Here is a 15296-nt window from a genome sequence, read left to right on the forward strand (position 1 = left end):
GATTTGGCATTAAAATAAACTGAAAGCCTGAAATTATTTAATTTCTACTTTTGCTCCCGCTTCCTCAAGTTTTTTCTTAAAGTTCTCAGCATCTTCTTTGCTTACACCTTCTTTGAGTGTGCTCGGGGTTTGCTCTGTAGCATCTTTTGCCTCTTTTAAACCTAAGCCTGTAATTTCACGCACTGCTTTAATTACATTGATTTTATTTGCACCTGCATCAACAAGCACTACATTGAAATCGGTTTTCTCTTCTGCCGCTGCTCCGCCGCCAGCTCCACCTGCAACTGCACCTGCTACAACCGTTGGCGCAGCACTTACGCCAAATTTTTCTTCAAAAGCTTTTACAAGCTCTGAAAGCTCCAATACTGAAAGATTCCCAATGTAATCTAATACTTCTTCTTTAGAGATTGCCATTTTACACTCCTTTTATTGTGTTAATTTTCTTCTTTTTGTTTTCGTAAATTATCAAGTCCAGTAACAAAGTATCGTGCTGGAGCCGTCCATACAGACAGCAACATACCGATAAGCTCTTCTTTGCTTGGTAACTTAGAAACAGACACTATATGCTTAATATCAACCACTTGTTTATCAAACAAACCAACTTTCAAACTAAAATGCTCATTATAAGAATCCGCAAACTTGCAAACAACCTTAGACAGCGCGATTTGGTCATCTGCCCAAAGAAAAATATTTGTATCTTTGAGCTCTAAGTTAGGACATTGCGCATTTTTAATGGCAATGTTTGCAAGGGTATTTTTAATAACTTGAACCTTAATATTAGCACTTCTTGAAGTGCATCTTAGCTCTTCAAGTTGGTTTACTCGTAAACCCTTGTAATCGCATACAATCAAGGCAGAAGCATTCTTAAATTCAGCACTTAAATATTCTACAATCTGAATCTTCTCTTGCTTAGTCATTTCTCCTCCTTTCAGACCTCAACCTCACATAGGGAAATTTAAGCCTAAGCCCCTATGCTCTTTGGTCTAAGATAAAACCTCTTTCAAAAACTATTTCATATCCATAAGCTCTTGAGAATCAAGCTTAATTGCTGGACTCATTGTGAGCGATAAACTACTGCTGCGAATATATTTACCTTTTGCGGAAGTAGGCTTAAGCCTATTGATAGCACGCACAAGTTCAAGCATATTATCTAAAATCTTCTCTTCATTAAAAGAAGCTTTACCAATAGGTGCGTGGATAATACCCTTTTTATCAACTCTAAAATTTACTTGTCCGCTTTTTGCGTTAGCTACAGCTTTAGCAACATCTATTGTAACTGTGCCTGTTTTTGGATTTGGCATTAAACCCTTTGGTCCCAAAATACGCCCCACTTTACCTACAAGAGCCATCATATCAGGAGTAGCAATAACCATATCAAAGTTAATATTGCCATTTTTAATCTCTTCTGCCAAATCATCAGCACCCACTACATCAGCTCCTGCATTTTTTGCTTCATCAGCCTTAATACCCTTTGCAAACACAGCAACACGCACTTTTTTACCTGTTCCGTGTGGCAAAACTACTGCTCCACGTATCATTTGGTCAGCGTGTCTAGGATCTACTCCTAAACGTAATGCTACTTCTACCGTTTCATCAAATTTTGCAGAAGCCAAAGACTTCACTGCGCTCACACCACTTTGAATGCTATAAACCTTTTGAGGCTCAACTTTTGCCTGTAAAGTTTGCAATCTTTTTGCTATTTTCTTACCCATAAACAAACTCCATCAATTAATCTTGAATTTCAATACCCATACTTCTTGCACTTCCTGCCACAATCTTTTTTGCAGCCTCAATATCCGAAGCATTAAGGTCTTCCATTTTAGTTTGAGCAATTTCTTCAAGCTGCTTACTTGTCAATTTCCCAACTTTGTTTTTAAGTGGATTATCTGAGCCTTTTGTAATTTTGGCTGCCTTTTTGATAAGGTCTGTTACTGGAGGCTTTTTGGTGATAAAAGTAAAACTTTTATCTTGATAAATAGTGATAATAACCGGAATGTTAAAATCACCCATATCTTTAGTCCTCTCGTTAAATGCTTTACAAAATTCCATAATATTGACCGACCTCTGCCCTAATGCTGGACCTACAGGAGGCGATGGATTTGCCTTTCCTGCTGGAATCTGCAATTTTAACTCACCAACAACTTTCTTACCCATTTGTGCATTCCTTCCTTTTCTACCAAAATTTAAATAATTTTCTCTACTTGTGAATATAAGATTTCAACAGGGGTGCTTCGCCCAAAGATTGAAACATTAAGCTTAAGCTTTTTATGTTCTAAATCATATTCTTCAACCGTTCCTGTAAAATTCACAAATGGACCATCAATAATGCGCACAACTTCACCTTGTTCAAATGAAATCTTAGGTTTTGGCGCACTTGGATTTCTAACTTTTTCGAGAATCTTAGCAATATCAGCTTCGCTTAATGGCGTTGGCTTCTTGCTCTCGCCGATAAAACGCCCTACTTTTGGCAAAGATTGAATCATATGCCAAAGTTTTGTGTCTAAATCAACTTGAATAAATACATAACCCGGATATAAGCTTCTATCCACAATTTTCTTTTTTGTCTCAATAATGGATTCTGTAGGAACAACAACATCACCAAATCTATCTTGCATCTGATTTTGGACAATAAGATTACGGATTGCTTCGCCAACTACTTTTTCACTACCGGAATATGTTTGTATTGCATACCACTCCAAAGCTTCACCTTTCCATAATTTTACAAAATGCTTGATACAGAATGAAATAAAATCCAATCAACTAATGCTAAAAATAAAGTAATTACACTTACTACAATTAGCACAGACACTGAAGCATTCCGAATCTGCTCTTTTGTAGGAAATATAACTTTCAATCGTTCTTCATTTGCATTTTGAAAATAGGTTTTTATCTTTTTAAACATCTGCATCTCTTTTAATTAGTAATTTACAGCTCTATGGCAGGTCAGGAGGGACTCGAACCCCCAACACTCGGTTTTGGAGACCGACGCTCTACCATTGGAGCTACTGACCTATAAGCTAGGTTTCTACCTAGCTTTTAAGTTTTACTTCCTTATGAATCGTATGTTTATTCAAACGAGGAGAAAACTTCTTGAGCTCCAGTTTTTCTGTATTTGTCTTTGCATTTTTAGTGGTGCTATAATTAATATCACCACACTCCGAACACTTAAGTCCTATCTTAATAGTGCTTCCCTTTGCCATTTATAGAGCCTTTATTACTCAATAATTTTTGTTACAACACCTGAACCAACTGTTCTACCACCTTCACGAATCGCAAAACGAGTTCCATCTTCAAGTGCCACAGGAGCAATAAGTTCCACTGTGATTTTTACATTATCACCGGGCATAACCATTTCTACGCCACTTGGAAGCTCAATAGAACCGGTAACATCGGTAGTTCGCACATAAAATTGTGGGCGATAGCCATTGAAAAATGGTGTATGTCTTCCACCTTCATCTTTTGAAAGGACATAAATTTCACCTTCAAATTTCTTATGTGGAGTAATTGAGCCGGGCTTACAAAGAACCATACCTCTTTCTACTTCTTCTTTTTTTGTTCCTCGCAACAAAATACCGACATTATCTCCTGCCTCACCTTTATCAAGCTCTTTTCTAAACATTTCAACGCCTGTAACTGTTGTTTTTTGAGTGTCGCGGATTCCTACGATTTCTACTTCATCGCCTACTTGCACAACACCTCTTTCTACTCTTCCTGTTACAACCGTTCCACGACCAGCGATTGAGAATACATCTTCTACAGGCATAAGGAATGTTTTTTCAGTATCACGTTGTGGAGTTGGAATATATTTATCAACTTCTTCCATTAATTTTAATACTTTTTCACCCCATTCACCTACATTACCTGCTTTTGCTTCTTCAAGCGCTTTGAGAGCAGAACCTGCAATGATAGGAGTATCATCTCCAGGGAAATCATATTGACTAAGCAATTCACGCACTTCCATTTCCACAAGCTCAAGTAATTCAGCATCATCAACCATATCTTGTTTATTTAAAAATACAACGATGTAATGCACACCTACTTGGCGAGACAACAAGATATGCTCACGTGTTTGTGGCATAGGACCATCTGCGGCAGAAACAACAAGAATTGCTCCGTCCATTTGAGCTGCACCTGTAATCATATTTTTAACATAGTCAGCGTGTCCGGGGCAATCCACGTGCGCGTAGTGGCGATTTTCTGTCTCATATTCAATATGAGAAGTCGCGATAGTAATACCTCTTTCCTTTTCCTCTGGTGCGTTATCAATGTTATCATAGTCTTTCAATTCTGCAAGACCTTTAGTTGCCAACACAGCAGAAATAGCTGCACTCAAAGTTGTTTTACCATGATCAACATGCCCGATTGTTCCCACATTTACGTGAGGTTTGTTTTTCACAAACTTTTCTTTTGCCATTTTGTATCTCCTAACTTTAAGATTTAATTTTAGAATCTTTCCAAATCCATAGAAAACTAAAAAGATTCTACATATAGAAAACTGGAGCCCATAAGCGGGATTGAACCGCCGACCTCTTCCTTACCAAGGAAGTGCTCTGCCGCTGAGCTATATGGGCAAACTATTTTATGGAGAAAATCTTAACTTAAAATTAAAGAGAAGATTCAGCTCCCAGTATGGAGCGGGAAACGGGGCTCGAACCCGCGACCCTCAGCTTGGAAGGCTGATGCTCTAGCCAACTGAGCTATTCCCGCGACTTACAACTAACTATTTTGACTACCACCAAATATTTTAAAGGATTCTCATATTTTTAGGTGGTGGTGAGTCGTGGATTCGAACCACGGAAGTCGGAGACAGCAGATTTACAGTCTGCCCTCGTTGGCCACTTGAGTAACTCACCAAAAATAATCTAAAACTGGTCAAACACTGAAAGCGACAACGCTAGAGTGTAAAATGGAGCTGGTTAAGGGACTTGAACCCCCGACCCTCTGCTTACAAGGCAGATGCTCTACCAACTGAGCTAAACCAGCATTCTATCACAAATATGTAATAAAAAGGTTGCAATTATATAGATTTCATCTTGCTTTGTCAAGAGTAGAACCCTCTAAAACTTGCCTTTGTCATTATTTATATTTTAATATTAATATTAATAAAAAAAGGCTTGGAATTAATGACTATAGATTCTTTATATTTCATCTGTACAATTTATTGCAATCCCTACTATTTCTTTTAATTTCCCATCATTATATTGTAAATGCTTTATTGTTGCTTATTCCACATTTTAGAAATTATATTAACTCATCTTTTCTTTATGGCGGATTTATTGGCATAGTGTTGGGTGGCATAATTGGTTTAGTTTCTTTATCAGGCTTATCTAGACTTGATCTTGAGTTTTTAATAAATAATATATACAATAGGCTTAGTATTCTCCCTATACATTCTTATTCCGCATATTCTAATTTATTATTTAAATAAAAAAGGCAAAATATAAATAACACACCTTTATTTTCAGCTGGGTGCTTATTATATACTATTGAAACTTTGGCTGCATTTGCACTCTTAAATAAATTTTTCCATTAAGTGAATATTTGGCTATAATTACGCAAATTATAAACAAGAGGGGGGATTAATGGGAATTTGGGCTTTTTTAGCCTATATGATGATTTTTATTTTTTTAAGTATTGTAGGCATAATTAATATAATAGCAATGTGCATTACATTTTTTTATGCACATAGAATCAGAAAACATATAAATAGATATTTTTTTACTTTTGCTTATGCTAGTTTAACAGGGTGTATGATAGGTAGCGTAATTGGAGTAGGTATAGTGAGCGGATTGGAAATGATTGATGTGCTAATGCTTAGAAAAGGTGCTATGGCAATATTAGAAGATTTTAGATTCTCTATTCCTTTTATATCTTTGGTAAGCATTATTTGTGCTGCTCCGACCTTTATTGTCTTATCTTTTATTATCTTACGTAAAAATACTCATTCTGCCATAATGCCCTCCTCTAAAAAACAAGTCTTCACTTTTGGGTTTTTATCTTTTAGTATTTTGAGTTTTCTAATGTGGTTTGCTTCAATACTAACAATGGATGTTATCTTTCAAATACATTGATTTTTAATTTTGTAGAAATAATGGCCGGGAGAGAGGGATTCGAACCCCCGGAGGTGTTACCCTCAACGGTTTTCAAGACCGCCGCTTTCAACCGCTCAGCCATCTCCCGCTATACCTTAAATTTTAACTCTCAAAATGTGTATTGGAGGCGACACCCAGATTCGAACTGGGGAATCAAGGCTTTGCAGGCCCGTGCCTTACCACTTGGCTATGTCGCCATTACTAGAATCTAAAAGAGAATCTTAAGCAATGTATGCATTTGTTTATTGAAAGCCCTTATATTGAGGTGGTGCCCGAGACCGGACTTGAACCGGTACAGACGCAATGTCCGAGGGATTTTAAGTCCCTTGTGTCTACCAATTTCACCACCCGGGCATCTGCATAGTCTCTTTAATAAACGCAGATAAACATTCAAAAGCACATCAAACACAATTTTTGCATCTAGCAATAATGGAGCGGGAGACGGGGATCGAACCCGCGGCCCCAACCTTGGCAAGGTTGTGCTCTACCACTGAGCTACTCCCGCATACTTTATATTGTGCGTATGACTTTTGAGGGTATGATTTTATCAATGCTTGATAAAAAAATCAAGGGCAAAAAGCAAAATATAATCAAAAAGTTATCATTTTACTATATAATCGCACGGATTTAATACACATATTTTAAATGGCAACTCGCCTTATTTATAATCAAGCAGATTCTCTAAATAATGCTTTCATTATATAAAGAATCTTTAACAATGTAAGGAGCTATTTTGCTACATCAATTTGAAAGCTATCCTTTTGAAAAACTCCGCACTCTACTTGCTCATAGCTCTCCTCCGAGCGGTGAAGAGATTTTTTCACTCACTATCGGCGAACCCCAATTTCCTACACCTACTAATATTATACAATCGTGGCAAAGCAATGCCTCTTTGCTCAATAAATACCCAAAATCAAGCGGTGAAGACGAGCTTAAAGACGCACAGCTTCACTTCATAAACAAACGTTACAATCTCACGCTTACAAAAAGCCAAATTATTCCTACTCTTGGCACACGCGAAGTGCTTTTTAATTTTCCGCAATTTTATCTTTTTGACTTGCCACAGCCTACTATTGCCTATCCTAATCCTTTTTATCAAATCTATGAGGGTGCGGCTATTGCCTCAAAAGCGCAGGTTTTACTAATGAATCTTACAAGCGAAAATGACTTCACTCCCTCACTCACGCCCAAAGAGCTAAAAAAAGTCCATTTAGTTATTCTTAATTCTCCTAATAACCCCACAGGTAGAATACTAGATATGCAAGCACTTACAGAATGGGTGAAAAAAGCACTTGAATATGATTTTGTGATTATAAATGATGAATGTTATAGTGAAATTTATGAGTCTTCCCCTCCACCAAGCATTCTCCAAGCTTCAATTCAAGCAGGTAATACAAGTTTTAAAAATATCATTGCTCTCAATTCTATTTCCAAACGCTCCTCCGCTCCGGGTTTGCGTAGCGGTTTTATCGCCGGAGATGCTGAAATTTTAAAAGCCTACAACCTCTATCGCACTTATTTGGGCTGTGCACTGCCATTACCTTTGCAAAAAGCTGCTGCCGTAGCGTGGAAAGATATGCAAACTCCTGAATCTATCCGACACATTTATGCTAAAAATCTCGCCTTAGCGAGGGAGATTTTAGAACTAAGCACAGAGCAAATTAGCCCTTATACCTTTTATGTATGGCTTAAAGTTGATAATGATGAGGCATTTTGCAAATTCGCCTATGAGAAAAAAGGAGTGCTTACTCTGCCGGGTAGTTATTTAGGCAGGGAGAATCAAGGTAAAGGCTATGTAAGAATCGCTCTTGTGTATGATAATAATACAACAAAAAAAGCACTTCTTGCCCTTAAAGAAGCAATCAAACTTTATAAACAGGAGTGTCAATGAAAATACATTTCATAGGTATTGGTGGCATTGGTATTTCAGGCTTAGCAAAATACCTCCGCGCACAAGGCATAGAAGTGAGTGGGTCTGATATTGCAGAGGGAAATGCCACAAAATATCTCCGCGCACAAGGTGTGCCTATTCATATTCCTCATAGTGCTGCTGCTATTACCAATCAAGATGTAGTGATTCATTCAGCTATCATTAAGCCTGATAATATTGAAGTGCAAGAGGCAATAAAAAAAGGTATTAAAGTCCTTTCACGCAAAGAAGCCATTGCTTCTATTCTTAAAGAAAAACGCGTCTTTAGCGTATGTGGTGCGCACGGCAAATCCACCACAAGTGCGATTTTAAGTGCGATTTTTCCACAATTTGGTGCAATTATTGGTGCAGATTCTAAAGAGTTTGGCTCAAATGTGCGTGAAACGAAAAGTGAAAGCATTGTTTTTGAAGCTGATGAATCTGATAAAAGCTTTTTAAACTCAAATCCTTATTGTGCGATTATCCCAAATGCCGAGCCAGAGCATATGGAGAGCTATAATCACGACTTAAAGGAATTTTATGGTGCATATTATGAATTCATTTGTAAAGCAAAAAAACGCATTTTAAACCTAAGCGACCCTTATTTACAAAGCCTTACAGATATAGAATCTATCACACTTTGCCCTGATAAAGACATTAAAGACATACGCTTTAATCTCCATAATGATGAACCTCAAACAACTTTTAGCCTCAAAAACTATGGAGAGTTTAGTGTATGGGGCTTTGGAGAGCATATGGCACAAAATGCGAGTTTAGCTATTTTATGTGCGCTTGATGAGCTCGGTATTGATGCTTTGACAACAATAAAAGAGAATCTCACACATTTTAAGGGCATTAAAAAACGTTTTGATATTCTTACTAAAGGCACAACAACGATTATTGACGATTATGCCCACCACCCCACAGAAATTCTCGCTACACTCAAAAGCGTAGCGATTTATAACTCGCTTAAACCCCATAATAAAGTCATTGCCATTTGGCAGCCTCATAAATACTCGCGTGTGCTTGATAATTTACAAGCTTTCATAGATTGTTTTAGCAATGCGTGTGATGAGCTTGTAATTTTGCCTGTGTGGAAAGCTGGAGAGGAACATATAGATATTGATTTTGCCACACTTTTTGCACATTATAATCCCACTTTTGCTACACATCTTAAGCGAGAAGATTCTCAAATCCACCTCTATGATGGAAACAATCTCATTAAAACCTTGCAAGATGCTCTTATTATCGGACTTGGTGCAGGAGATATTACTTATCAATTACGAGGAGAAAAATAATGGGCTATATTATTTTCATACTTCTATTGGTGTTCTTTGTGGTAGTTGGAGTTATATTAACGCAAAACAAAGACAAAATACCGCGCAAAACAAAAATTGTTTTAGGCTTGTGCTTAATTCTTATTGCCCTGCTTATTGGGATTTATAATATTTTACAAGAAAAAGAGAGTGAGGAATTTTCACGTCTAAAAAGTGCTTTTATGCACAATAAGATTCTTACTTGCGCTTTTCAATCGCGCACTCTCACAATTAGCGCAGAGCATTTTATCCTAAGCAATGGCACAATGAGCTTTCAAGGCAAATCAAATACGCCTTATAATGGCATTATCATACCTTTGCAAGATTGTAAAATAAATGATATAGATGATGCAGATAAAGATTCTATACAAAAAGCTACACAAGATAAAAACAAAGATGACACTCTAGCGGATATGCCTAGTGCAAAACCATAATGAAAGGCTCATTGCCAAGCTTGACTTATCTGATTTTCTCGCAGTTTTTTTAACATATTTTGCACGCGAAAAATCCTTTATTTTTGAAGGAGATAGGCATTTTTATGCCATACTTTTGCAAGAGCTTGATAACCACCCATTGAATCCACCTCCGCCACTTGAAAATCTCAATGAACCCTTAAGGCTTTTGCAAAAATATGGCACTCTAAGATTGTATGAAATCTTTGCATTTATCAAGCTGATGCGATATTTTGCTTATCTCAAAAAAAATATATCCGAATCTACTCCTCGCACCAAAGAATGGCTTGATAAGATTCTTATCCCTGATGGATTACAAGAGATTGATAATGTATTTGATGATAAAGGAGAGATTAAAGAGGGCGTGTATAACGAAATTGACACGCTTAAATCTCACATTTCACGCACTAAAATGCACATTGATGAGCATATATCGCGTATTTTGCACTCTTCTAGCCTTGCTCCTTATCTTGTAGATTCTTCTGTGCATTATATCAATCAAAACGAATGTCTTTTGCTTAAGGCGGGATATAATCATATCATCAAAGGTATGGTGCTTGAACGCTCTCATAGCGGATTTTTCTATCTTGTGCCAGAGAGTATTATAACACTTAAAGAAAAGCAAAATGAGCTCAAAGATAGTCTTGAACAAAGTCTCTATAATATTTGCAAATCTCTTTCAAACACACTTCATAAACACGAGCGATTTTTGCATTTTCTTAACAAAGCCTTTGATACTTTTGACCATATCTATGCGCGATTGAGTTTTGCCAAAGCTCACAATCTCTCTTTTATATATGAAATGACACGCGAAAAAAACATTATCTTATCTGAATTTTCCCACCCTGCCTTACAATCCCCAAAACCTATAAATTTTGCATATAAAGGTGATGTTTTGATGATTACAGGTGTAAATGCTGGAGGAAAAACAATGCTTTTAAAATCTCTTCTTAGCGCGTGTTTTTTAAGTAAATTTCTTATCCCGCTTAAAATCAACGCTTACCACTCAAAGATTCCATATTTTAAGCATATTATAGCTATTATCTCTGACCCTCAAAATAGCAAAAATGATATTTCCACTTTTGCAGGACGTATGCTTGAGTTTAAGCAGATTCTTAATACCTCTGATTTGTTGCTTGGCATTGATGAAATTGAGTTAGGCACAGACGCAGATGAGGCAGCCAGCCTTTATAAAGTATTACTTGAGTATTTGCTCCAACATCACGCTAAAATCCTCCTTACCACGCATCATAAACATCTTGCCGCACTTATGGCACATAATCCCAAAGTCCAACTCTGTGCGGCAATGTATGACATTCAAGCTCAAGTGCCACTCTTTGAGTTTCTTGATGGAAGCATTGGGAAAAGCTACGCATTTGAAAGTGCGCAAAGATATGGAATCCCCGCTTCCCTTATCTCTCAAGCCAAAGCTGTATATGGCGAAGATAAAGAGCGATTAAATGAGCTTATTGAACGCTCAAGTGAATTAGAAATCACGCTTGAACAAAAGCGACTTGAATTAGAATCACTTATTGCAGAATATGAGCGCAAGATTCTCTCCCTCAATGAACGCTCCAATGCGCAAAAAGAAGAATTTGAGCTGCTCAAACACAATTTACAATCTACCTATAACCAAGCCACACAAACGCTCAAATCTGCCCTCAAATCGCAAGAAAGCAAGGAAATGCACAAAGCTTTTAATCAATCTCATAAGATTCTTCATACTGCACCCTCTCTCCAAAAAACCACACAAAATCCTCATACATTTAAAGTTGGTGATAAAATAAAATATAAAAATGCAAAAGGACATATTTTAAGTATAAAGGGTGAAATGTGTGTAATAGAGCTTGAAGGCGGATTTAAGTTTAAAGAAAAGCTAGAGAATCTTAAGCCTTCTTTTGCGCCTTCTCCCACACCAAAATCTCATATTACATTTGAGCAAAGCAAAAGTGTAAGTGTAAGCCTAGATTTACACGGAATGCGTGGAGAAGAGGCAATAGAGAAACTTGATGAGTTTTTATCAAATGCACTCATTGCTGGATATGATGAAGTGCTTGTATATCACGGCATTGGCAGCGGAATCTTAAGTAAACTTGTGCGAGACTATCTGCTTACTCACCCTAAGATTCTCTCTTTTAGTGATGCACCTGCAAATATGGGTGGCTTTGGAGCAAAAATCATAAAGCTATAAATTCAAATAAAATTTAAATTAATGTGATAGAATGCACACTTTTAAAATTAAAAAAGGAGAAGAGAAATGGCTTTGTTTGAAGTTAATATGCCGCCAATCCCTGATAATATCCCAATCCATACTATTGAACATACACCACTCCTTAAACGCGCTAAATTATTGTGGATTGGCGCTCTGATTCTTGCTGTGATTAATGTATATATCGTTGTATCCTCAATGAATATGCTCACAGGTGAAATACCTGCAATGAGCAACACACTTAGCACTATTATCGGATTCTGCGGGACTATTTGTATTCTCTTTTGTTTTTTTTATCTCTGCAAACTTGCAAGAAGAAAACGACTTTTAAAACTCTATGCTATTCAGCTCGTTATCGGTATTATAGCTGGTATTTTTCAATTATTTATTCCCGAGTTCAACAATTCTTCTACATCAACCGACATAATTGCCATAACTTCAAGCTTTTCTGCCTATATGATATTTTGCTCTATCGCTGCTCCTATTGTCGTTTATATTTTATGGGAGCTCGGCAAAGAGCTAAGTTTTATCACCAATGAAAAAACTTTTTTTAAAGCAACCAAAATTATGGTTGTAGGACTCCTTGTCTTTCTTATTTCATCAGTTGGCTTTCTAGTTACAGCAAGGCTTCAAAATGAGAATGTTGCACTTTTTTTTGGAATCCTCTTTATGGGCTTTGGAGTGATGGTTGTGTATGGAATCATACTTTATCTTATAGGTATCTTTAAAATTCGTGTCATTGTCCAATATGGTGAAGACGCACAAAATACAATCTCTCAAAAAGAAAACTAATGCAAAATCAAACATTAAGCATTGATATTTATTTTAAGGATACGCTCAAAGATGCGATTGTAGATATGCTCTTAGAAGATGGATATGATGATTTTTTCTATATTCCTTGCGCTAAATATGCTTCTAATTTCCTTTTACAAAGTGCTTCAGAACAAGTAAGCGGCAGGCAAGAATATGGGCTTTTTAGAATGTTTATTGATGAACAAAAAGCGCAATTTATTATTAATAAACTCCTTCAAGCTTTTGGTAAAGAAGATATGAGAATCTACACTCATTGCACCACACAAATATAAAACTAAGTATATTATTTATAGAATCTTATAAGATTGACATTGACGCACTCCCTCATAAAGAGCTGCTCCAACACTTGTAGCGAGATTGATACTCCGCACACCCGCTTTCATTGGTAATTTATACACTTGCTTTTGATATGTGTGCAAAATATCTTCATTCAATCCCGCATCTTCCCTGCCAAAGTATAAAAACCCACCTTGAGAAAAATCTGCATCATAATAAAGCTGCTGTGCTTTAGTGCTAAAGAAAAAGTGTCTCTTACTTGGGGGATAAGAATGCCAAAATGTATTCAAATCTGCCCATTCATATACCTGTAAATGTTGCCAATAATCAAGCCCGGCACGCTTAAGCTCCTTTTGGGTTGTGCTAAATCCAAGCGGATGTATCAAATGTAATACAGAATCTGTCGCCACACAAAGCCGCCCTATATTGCCTGTATTTTGTGGAATCTGTGGCTGCACAAGCACAATTTGAAAAGCTGTCATTTATTTTGTTTCCTTTGGAAAAATGTAAATATGCCTCACTTTAACACACTCACGCCATAAAAAAACTTAAATATTATCTATGATTAAGTCAGATTTAACATTCTTTTAGAAATAATGCTCCAAATTTTTCTCATACTCAAGGAGGACTTATGGAATTTTTTACAAGTTTAAATGAAGGGTGGCAATTTAGTATTCAGCTCCTTGTCGTGCTTATTTGCCTTTTTTATGGTGCAAGAAAAGGCGGTATTGCTTTGGGATTACTTGGGGGCATTGGTATTTTAATGCTCGTATTTGTCTTTCATATCAAGCCGGGCAAACCTGCTATTGATGTTATGCTTACCATTCTTGCTGTGGTTGTAGCAAGTGCAACACTACAAGCAAGCGGAGGCTTAGATGTGATGCTCCAAATTGCAGAGCGTATTCTAAGACGCAATCCGAAATTTCTCACAATCCTTGCTCCTTTTGTAACTTGCTTTTTGACGATTCTTTGTGGCACAGGACACGTAGTTTATACAATTATGCCTATTATTTATGATATTGCAATTAAAAACAATATCCGCCCTGAACGACCTATGGCAGCTGCTTCTATTTCTTCACAAATGGGGATTATTGCATCTCCTGTATCTGTGGCAGTTGTGAGCCTAACAGCCTTGCTTTTAAATACAGAGCATAAACTTGCAGGATTTGATGGCTATATCAATTTGCTTCAAATTACTATTCCTAGCACACTTTTTGGCGTGCTTTGCATCGGTATTTTTTCTTGGTTTAGAGGCAAAGACTTGGATAAAGACTTGGAATTTCAAGAAAAGTTAAAAGACCCCGAATTTCACAAATATGTTTATGGGGATTCTAAAACACTTTTGGGAGTCAAACTTCCCACAAAAGATTGGGTGGCTATGTGGATATTTTTAGGTGCAATCGCACTTGTAGCCTTAGTAGGAGCTTTTGAATCTATCAAGCCAAACTGGGGACAAAAAATGGCTTATGAAGCTCATCTGCAAGAAACAACTATCAAATGGACACCAAATGGTGAGAATAAAGGTATAGTGGATTTAAAGGCTCTAGGCTTTGACCAAAAGGCACAAGGGGGGGGGCAGAGTGCATTTAAATCCGCTTTAGAATCTGGAGAAATTGTAGCTATTGCACAAAAAGACAAGCTTGGTAATCCATCTATGGATTATATTTCAATGGTAAATGTCATTCAAGCTTTTATGCTCCTCGCAGGCGCACTCATTATTATTTTTACGAATGTTGATGCGAAAAAAATTGGGAATAATGAAATTTTTAAATCTGGTATGATTGCGCTCGTAGCAGTATTTGGAATCTCGTGGATGGCAGATACAATGTTTGCAGTGCATACACCGATGATGAAAGATGCACTTGGTGATATTGTCAAAGCTCACCCTTGGACTTATGCGATTATGCTCTTGCTGATTTCTAAATTTGTTAATTCTCAAGCAGCAGCTATTGCAGCATTTGTGCCCTTGGCTTTGGGTATTGGTGTAGAGCCGGGTATTATTGTAGCTTTTGCGGCAGCTTGTTATGGATATTATATTTTGCCTACTTATCCTAGTGATTTGGCAACGATTCAATTTGATAGAAGTGGCACAACGCATATTGGCAGATTTGTTATTAATCACAGCTTTATCCTACCAGGGCTTATTGGGGTATTTAGCTCTTGTGTAGCAGGATATTTGCTTGCAAAGGTTGCAGGATATATTTAGCTTAACTTGATAGAATCTAAATG

General features: G+C 37.0%; 17 protein-coding genes and 9 tRNA genes. 8 read left to right on the top strand and 18 right to left on the bottom strand.

Annotated elements, in window-relative coordinates; genetic code table 11:
- Positions 1 to 33: 33 nt before the first annotated feature.
- The 13 genes from rplL to HH_RS01850 all read right to left on the bottom strand — a co-directional run bounded on the left by rplL (position 34) and on the right by HH_RS01850 (position 4983).
- On the bottom strand, positions 34 to 414 hold the full coding sequence (gene rplL, locus HH_RS01790; RefSeq protein ID WP_011115205.1) for a 50S ribosomal protein L7/L12: 381 nt from the start codon (positions 412 to 414) through the stop codon (positions 34 to 36).
- A 20-nt stretch (positions 415 to 434) separates the two neighbouring features.
- Positions 435 to 917 carry a 50S ribosomal protein L10 gene (rplJ, locus tag HH_RS01795; protein ID WP_011115206.1) on the bottom strand — a complete coding sequence of 161 codons (483 nt, stop codon included), beginning with the start codon at positions 915 to 917 and terminating at the stop codon, positions 435 to 437.
- A gap of 90 nt (positions 918 to 1007) precedes the next feature.
- Positions 1008 to 1712: a 50S ribosomal protein L1 gene (gene rplA / locus HH_RS01800; RefSeq protein WP_011115207.1), complete on the bottom strand. Its 705-nt coding sequence runs from the start codon at positions 1710 to 1712 to the stop codon at positions 1008 to 1010.
- 16 nt (positions 1713 to 1728) lie between these two features.
- Complete coding sequence (gene rplK / locus HH_RS01805) at positions 1729 to 2154, bottom strand: 50S ribosomal protein L11 (protein ID WP_011115208.1); 426 nt, start codon at positions 2152 to 2154, stop codon at positions 1729 to 1731.
- 29 nt (positions 2155 to 2183) lie between these two features.
- Positions 2184 to 2699 (bottom strand): transcription termination/antitermination protein NusG, encoded by a 516-nt coding sequence (nusG, locus tag HH_RS01810; RefSeq protein WP_011115209.1) that lies wholly within the window; start codon positions 2697 to 2699, stop codon positions 2184 to 2186.
- Positions 2700 to 2719: 20 nt separating this feature from the next.
- A complete protein-coding gene (gene secE / locus HH_RS01815) occupies positions 2720 to 2902 on the bottom strand; it encodes a preprotein translocase subunit SecE (RefSeq protein ID WP_011115210.1) in 183 nt (60 codons plus the stop codon).
- 34 nt (positions 2903 to 2936) lie between these two features.
- A tRNA-Trp gene (locus tag HH_RS01820) sits at positions 2937 to 3012 on the bottom strand.
- Positions 3013 to 3029: 17 nt separating this feature from the next.
- On the bottom strand, positions 3030 to 3200 hold the full coding sequence (rpmG, locus tag HH_RS01825; protein ID WP_002955417.1) for a 50S ribosomal protein L33: 171 nt from the start codon (positions 3198 to 3200) through the stop codon (positions 3030 to 3032).
- Positions 3201 to 3214: 14 nt separating this feature from the next.
- A complete protein-coding gene (gene tuf, locus HH_RS01830) occupies positions 3215 to 4414 on the bottom strand; it encodes an elongation factor Tu (RefSeq protein WP_011115211.1) in 1200 nt (399 codons plus the stop codon).
- Positions 4415 to 4496: 82 nt separating this feature from the next.
- Positions 4497 to 4571 (bottom strand) — tRNA-Thr (locus tag HH_RS01835).
- A 59-nt stretch (positions 4572 to 4630) separates the two neighbouring features.
- Positions 4631 to 4707 (bottom strand) — tRNA-Gly (locus tag HH_RS01840).
- A 61-nt stretch (positions 4708 to 4768) separates the two neighbouring features.
- A tRNA-Tyr gene (locus tag HH_RS01845) sits at positions 4769 to 4853 on the bottom strand.
- A gap of 54 nt (positions 4854 to 4907) precedes the next feature.
- Positions 4908 to 4983: transfer RNA gene (locus tag HH_RS01850), tRNA-Thr, on the bottom strand.
- 599 nt (positions 4984 to 5582) lie between these two features.
- Here HH_RS01850 and HH_RS01855 point away from each other — a divergent pair.
- Positions 5583 to 6071, top strand: a complete 489-nt coding sequence (locus HH_RS01855; protein WP_011115212.1) for a hypothetical protein — start codon at positions 5583 to 5585, stop codon at positions 6069 to 6071.
- Between the two features lie 21 nt (positions 6072 to 6092).
- Here HH_RS01855 and HH_RS01860 read toward each other — a convergent pair.
- The 4 genes from HH_RS01860 to HH_RS01875 all read right to left on the bottom strand — a co-directional run bounded on the left by HH_RS01860 (position 6093) and on the right by HH_RS01875 (position 6597).
- Positions 6093 to 6180 (bottom strand) — tRNA-Ser (locus tag HH_RS01860).
- 34 nt (positions 6181 to 6214) lie between these two features.
- A tRNA-Cys gene (locus HH_RS01865) sits at positions 6215 to 6289 on the bottom strand.
- 69 nt (positions 6290 to 6358) lie between these two features.
- Positions 6359 to 6446: transfer RNA gene (locus tag HH_RS01870), tRNA-Leu, on the bottom strand.
- Between the two features lie 76 nt (positions 6447 to 6522).
- A tRNA-Gly gene (locus HH_RS01875) sits at positions 6523 to 6597 on the bottom strand.
- Between the two features lie 228 nt (positions 6598 to 6825).
- Between HH_RS01875 and HH_RS01880 the strand changes: the two genes are divergently transcribed.
- The 6 genes from HH_RS01880 (at position 6826) to HH_RS01905 (ending at position 13063) form a co-directional block, all read left to right on the top strand.
- On the top strand, positions 6826 to 7983 hold the full coding sequence (locus HH_RS01880) for a succinyldiaminopimelate transaminase (protein ID WP_011115214.1): 1158 nt from the start codon (positions 6826 to 6828) through the stop codon (positions 7981 to 7983).
- Positions 7980 to 9299 carry a UDP-N-acetylmuramate--L-alanine ligase gene (gene murC, locus HH_RS01885; RefSeq protein ID WP_011115215.1) on the top strand — a complete coding sequence of 440 codons (1320 nt, stop codon included), beginning with the start codon at positions 7980 to 7982 and terminating at the stop codon, positions 9297 to 9299. The genes HH_RS01880 and murC overlap by 4 nt, the downstream gene beginning before the upstream one ends.
- Positions 9299 to 9751 carry a hypothetical protein gene (locus HH_RS01890; RefSeq protein ID WP_011115216.1) on the top strand — a complete coding sequence of 151 codons (453 nt, stop codon included), beginning with the start codon at positions 9299 to 9301 and terminating at the stop codon, positions 9749 to 9751. The genes murC and HH_RS01890 overlap by 1 nt, the downstream gene beginning before the upstream one ends.
- A complete protein-coding gene (locus HH_RS01895; RefSeq protein WP_011115217.1) occupies positions 9738 to 11960 on the top strand; it encodes an endonuclease MutS2 in 2223 nt (740 codons plus the stop codon). The genes HH_RS01890 and HH_RS01895 overlap by 14 nt, the downstream gene beginning before the upstream one ends.
- A 66-nt stretch (positions 11961 to 12026) precedes the next feature.
- On the top strand, positions 12027 to 12770 hold the full coding sequence (locus tag HH_RS01900; RefSeq protein WP_011115218.1) for a hypothetical protein: 744 nt from the start codon (positions 12027 to 12029) through the stop codon (positions 12768 to 12770).
- Positions 12770 to 13063 (top strand): DUF3240 family protein, encoded by a 294-nt coding sequence (locus tag HH_RS01905; RefSeq protein ID WP_011115219.1) that lies wholly within the window; start codon positions 12770 to 12772, stop codon positions 13061 to 13063. The genes HH_RS01900 and HH_RS01905 overlap by 1 nt, the downstream gene beginning before the upstream one ends.
- 15 nt (positions 13064 to 13078) lie before the next feature.
- Here the strand turns inward: HH_RS01905 and HH_RS01910 are convergent, their stop codons facing one another.
- A complete protein-coding gene (locus HH_RS01910) occupies positions 13079 to 13549 on the bottom strand; it encodes a tRNA (cytidine(34)-2'-O)-methyltransferase (protein WP_011115220.1) in 471 nt (156 codons plus the stop codon).
- Between the two features lie 149 nt (positions 13550 to 13698).
- On the opposite strand from HH_RS01910, the gene HH_RS01915 reads away from it, so the two are divergent.
- The gene (locus HH_RS01915) at positions 13699 to 15273 is read left to right on the top strand and encodes an anaerobic C4-dicarboxylate transporter (RefSeq protein WP_011115221.1); all 1575 of its coding nucleotides are present in this window, start codon (positions 13699 to 13701) and stop codon (positions 15271 to 15273) included.
- Positions 15274 to 15296: the final 23 nt, after the last annotated feature.

Source organism: Helicobacter hepaticus ATCC 51449 (genome assembly GCF_000007905.1).
Classification (GTDB): Bacteria; Campylobacterota; Campylobacteria; order Campylobacterales; family Helicobacteraceae; genus Helicobacter_C; species Helicobacter_C hepaticus.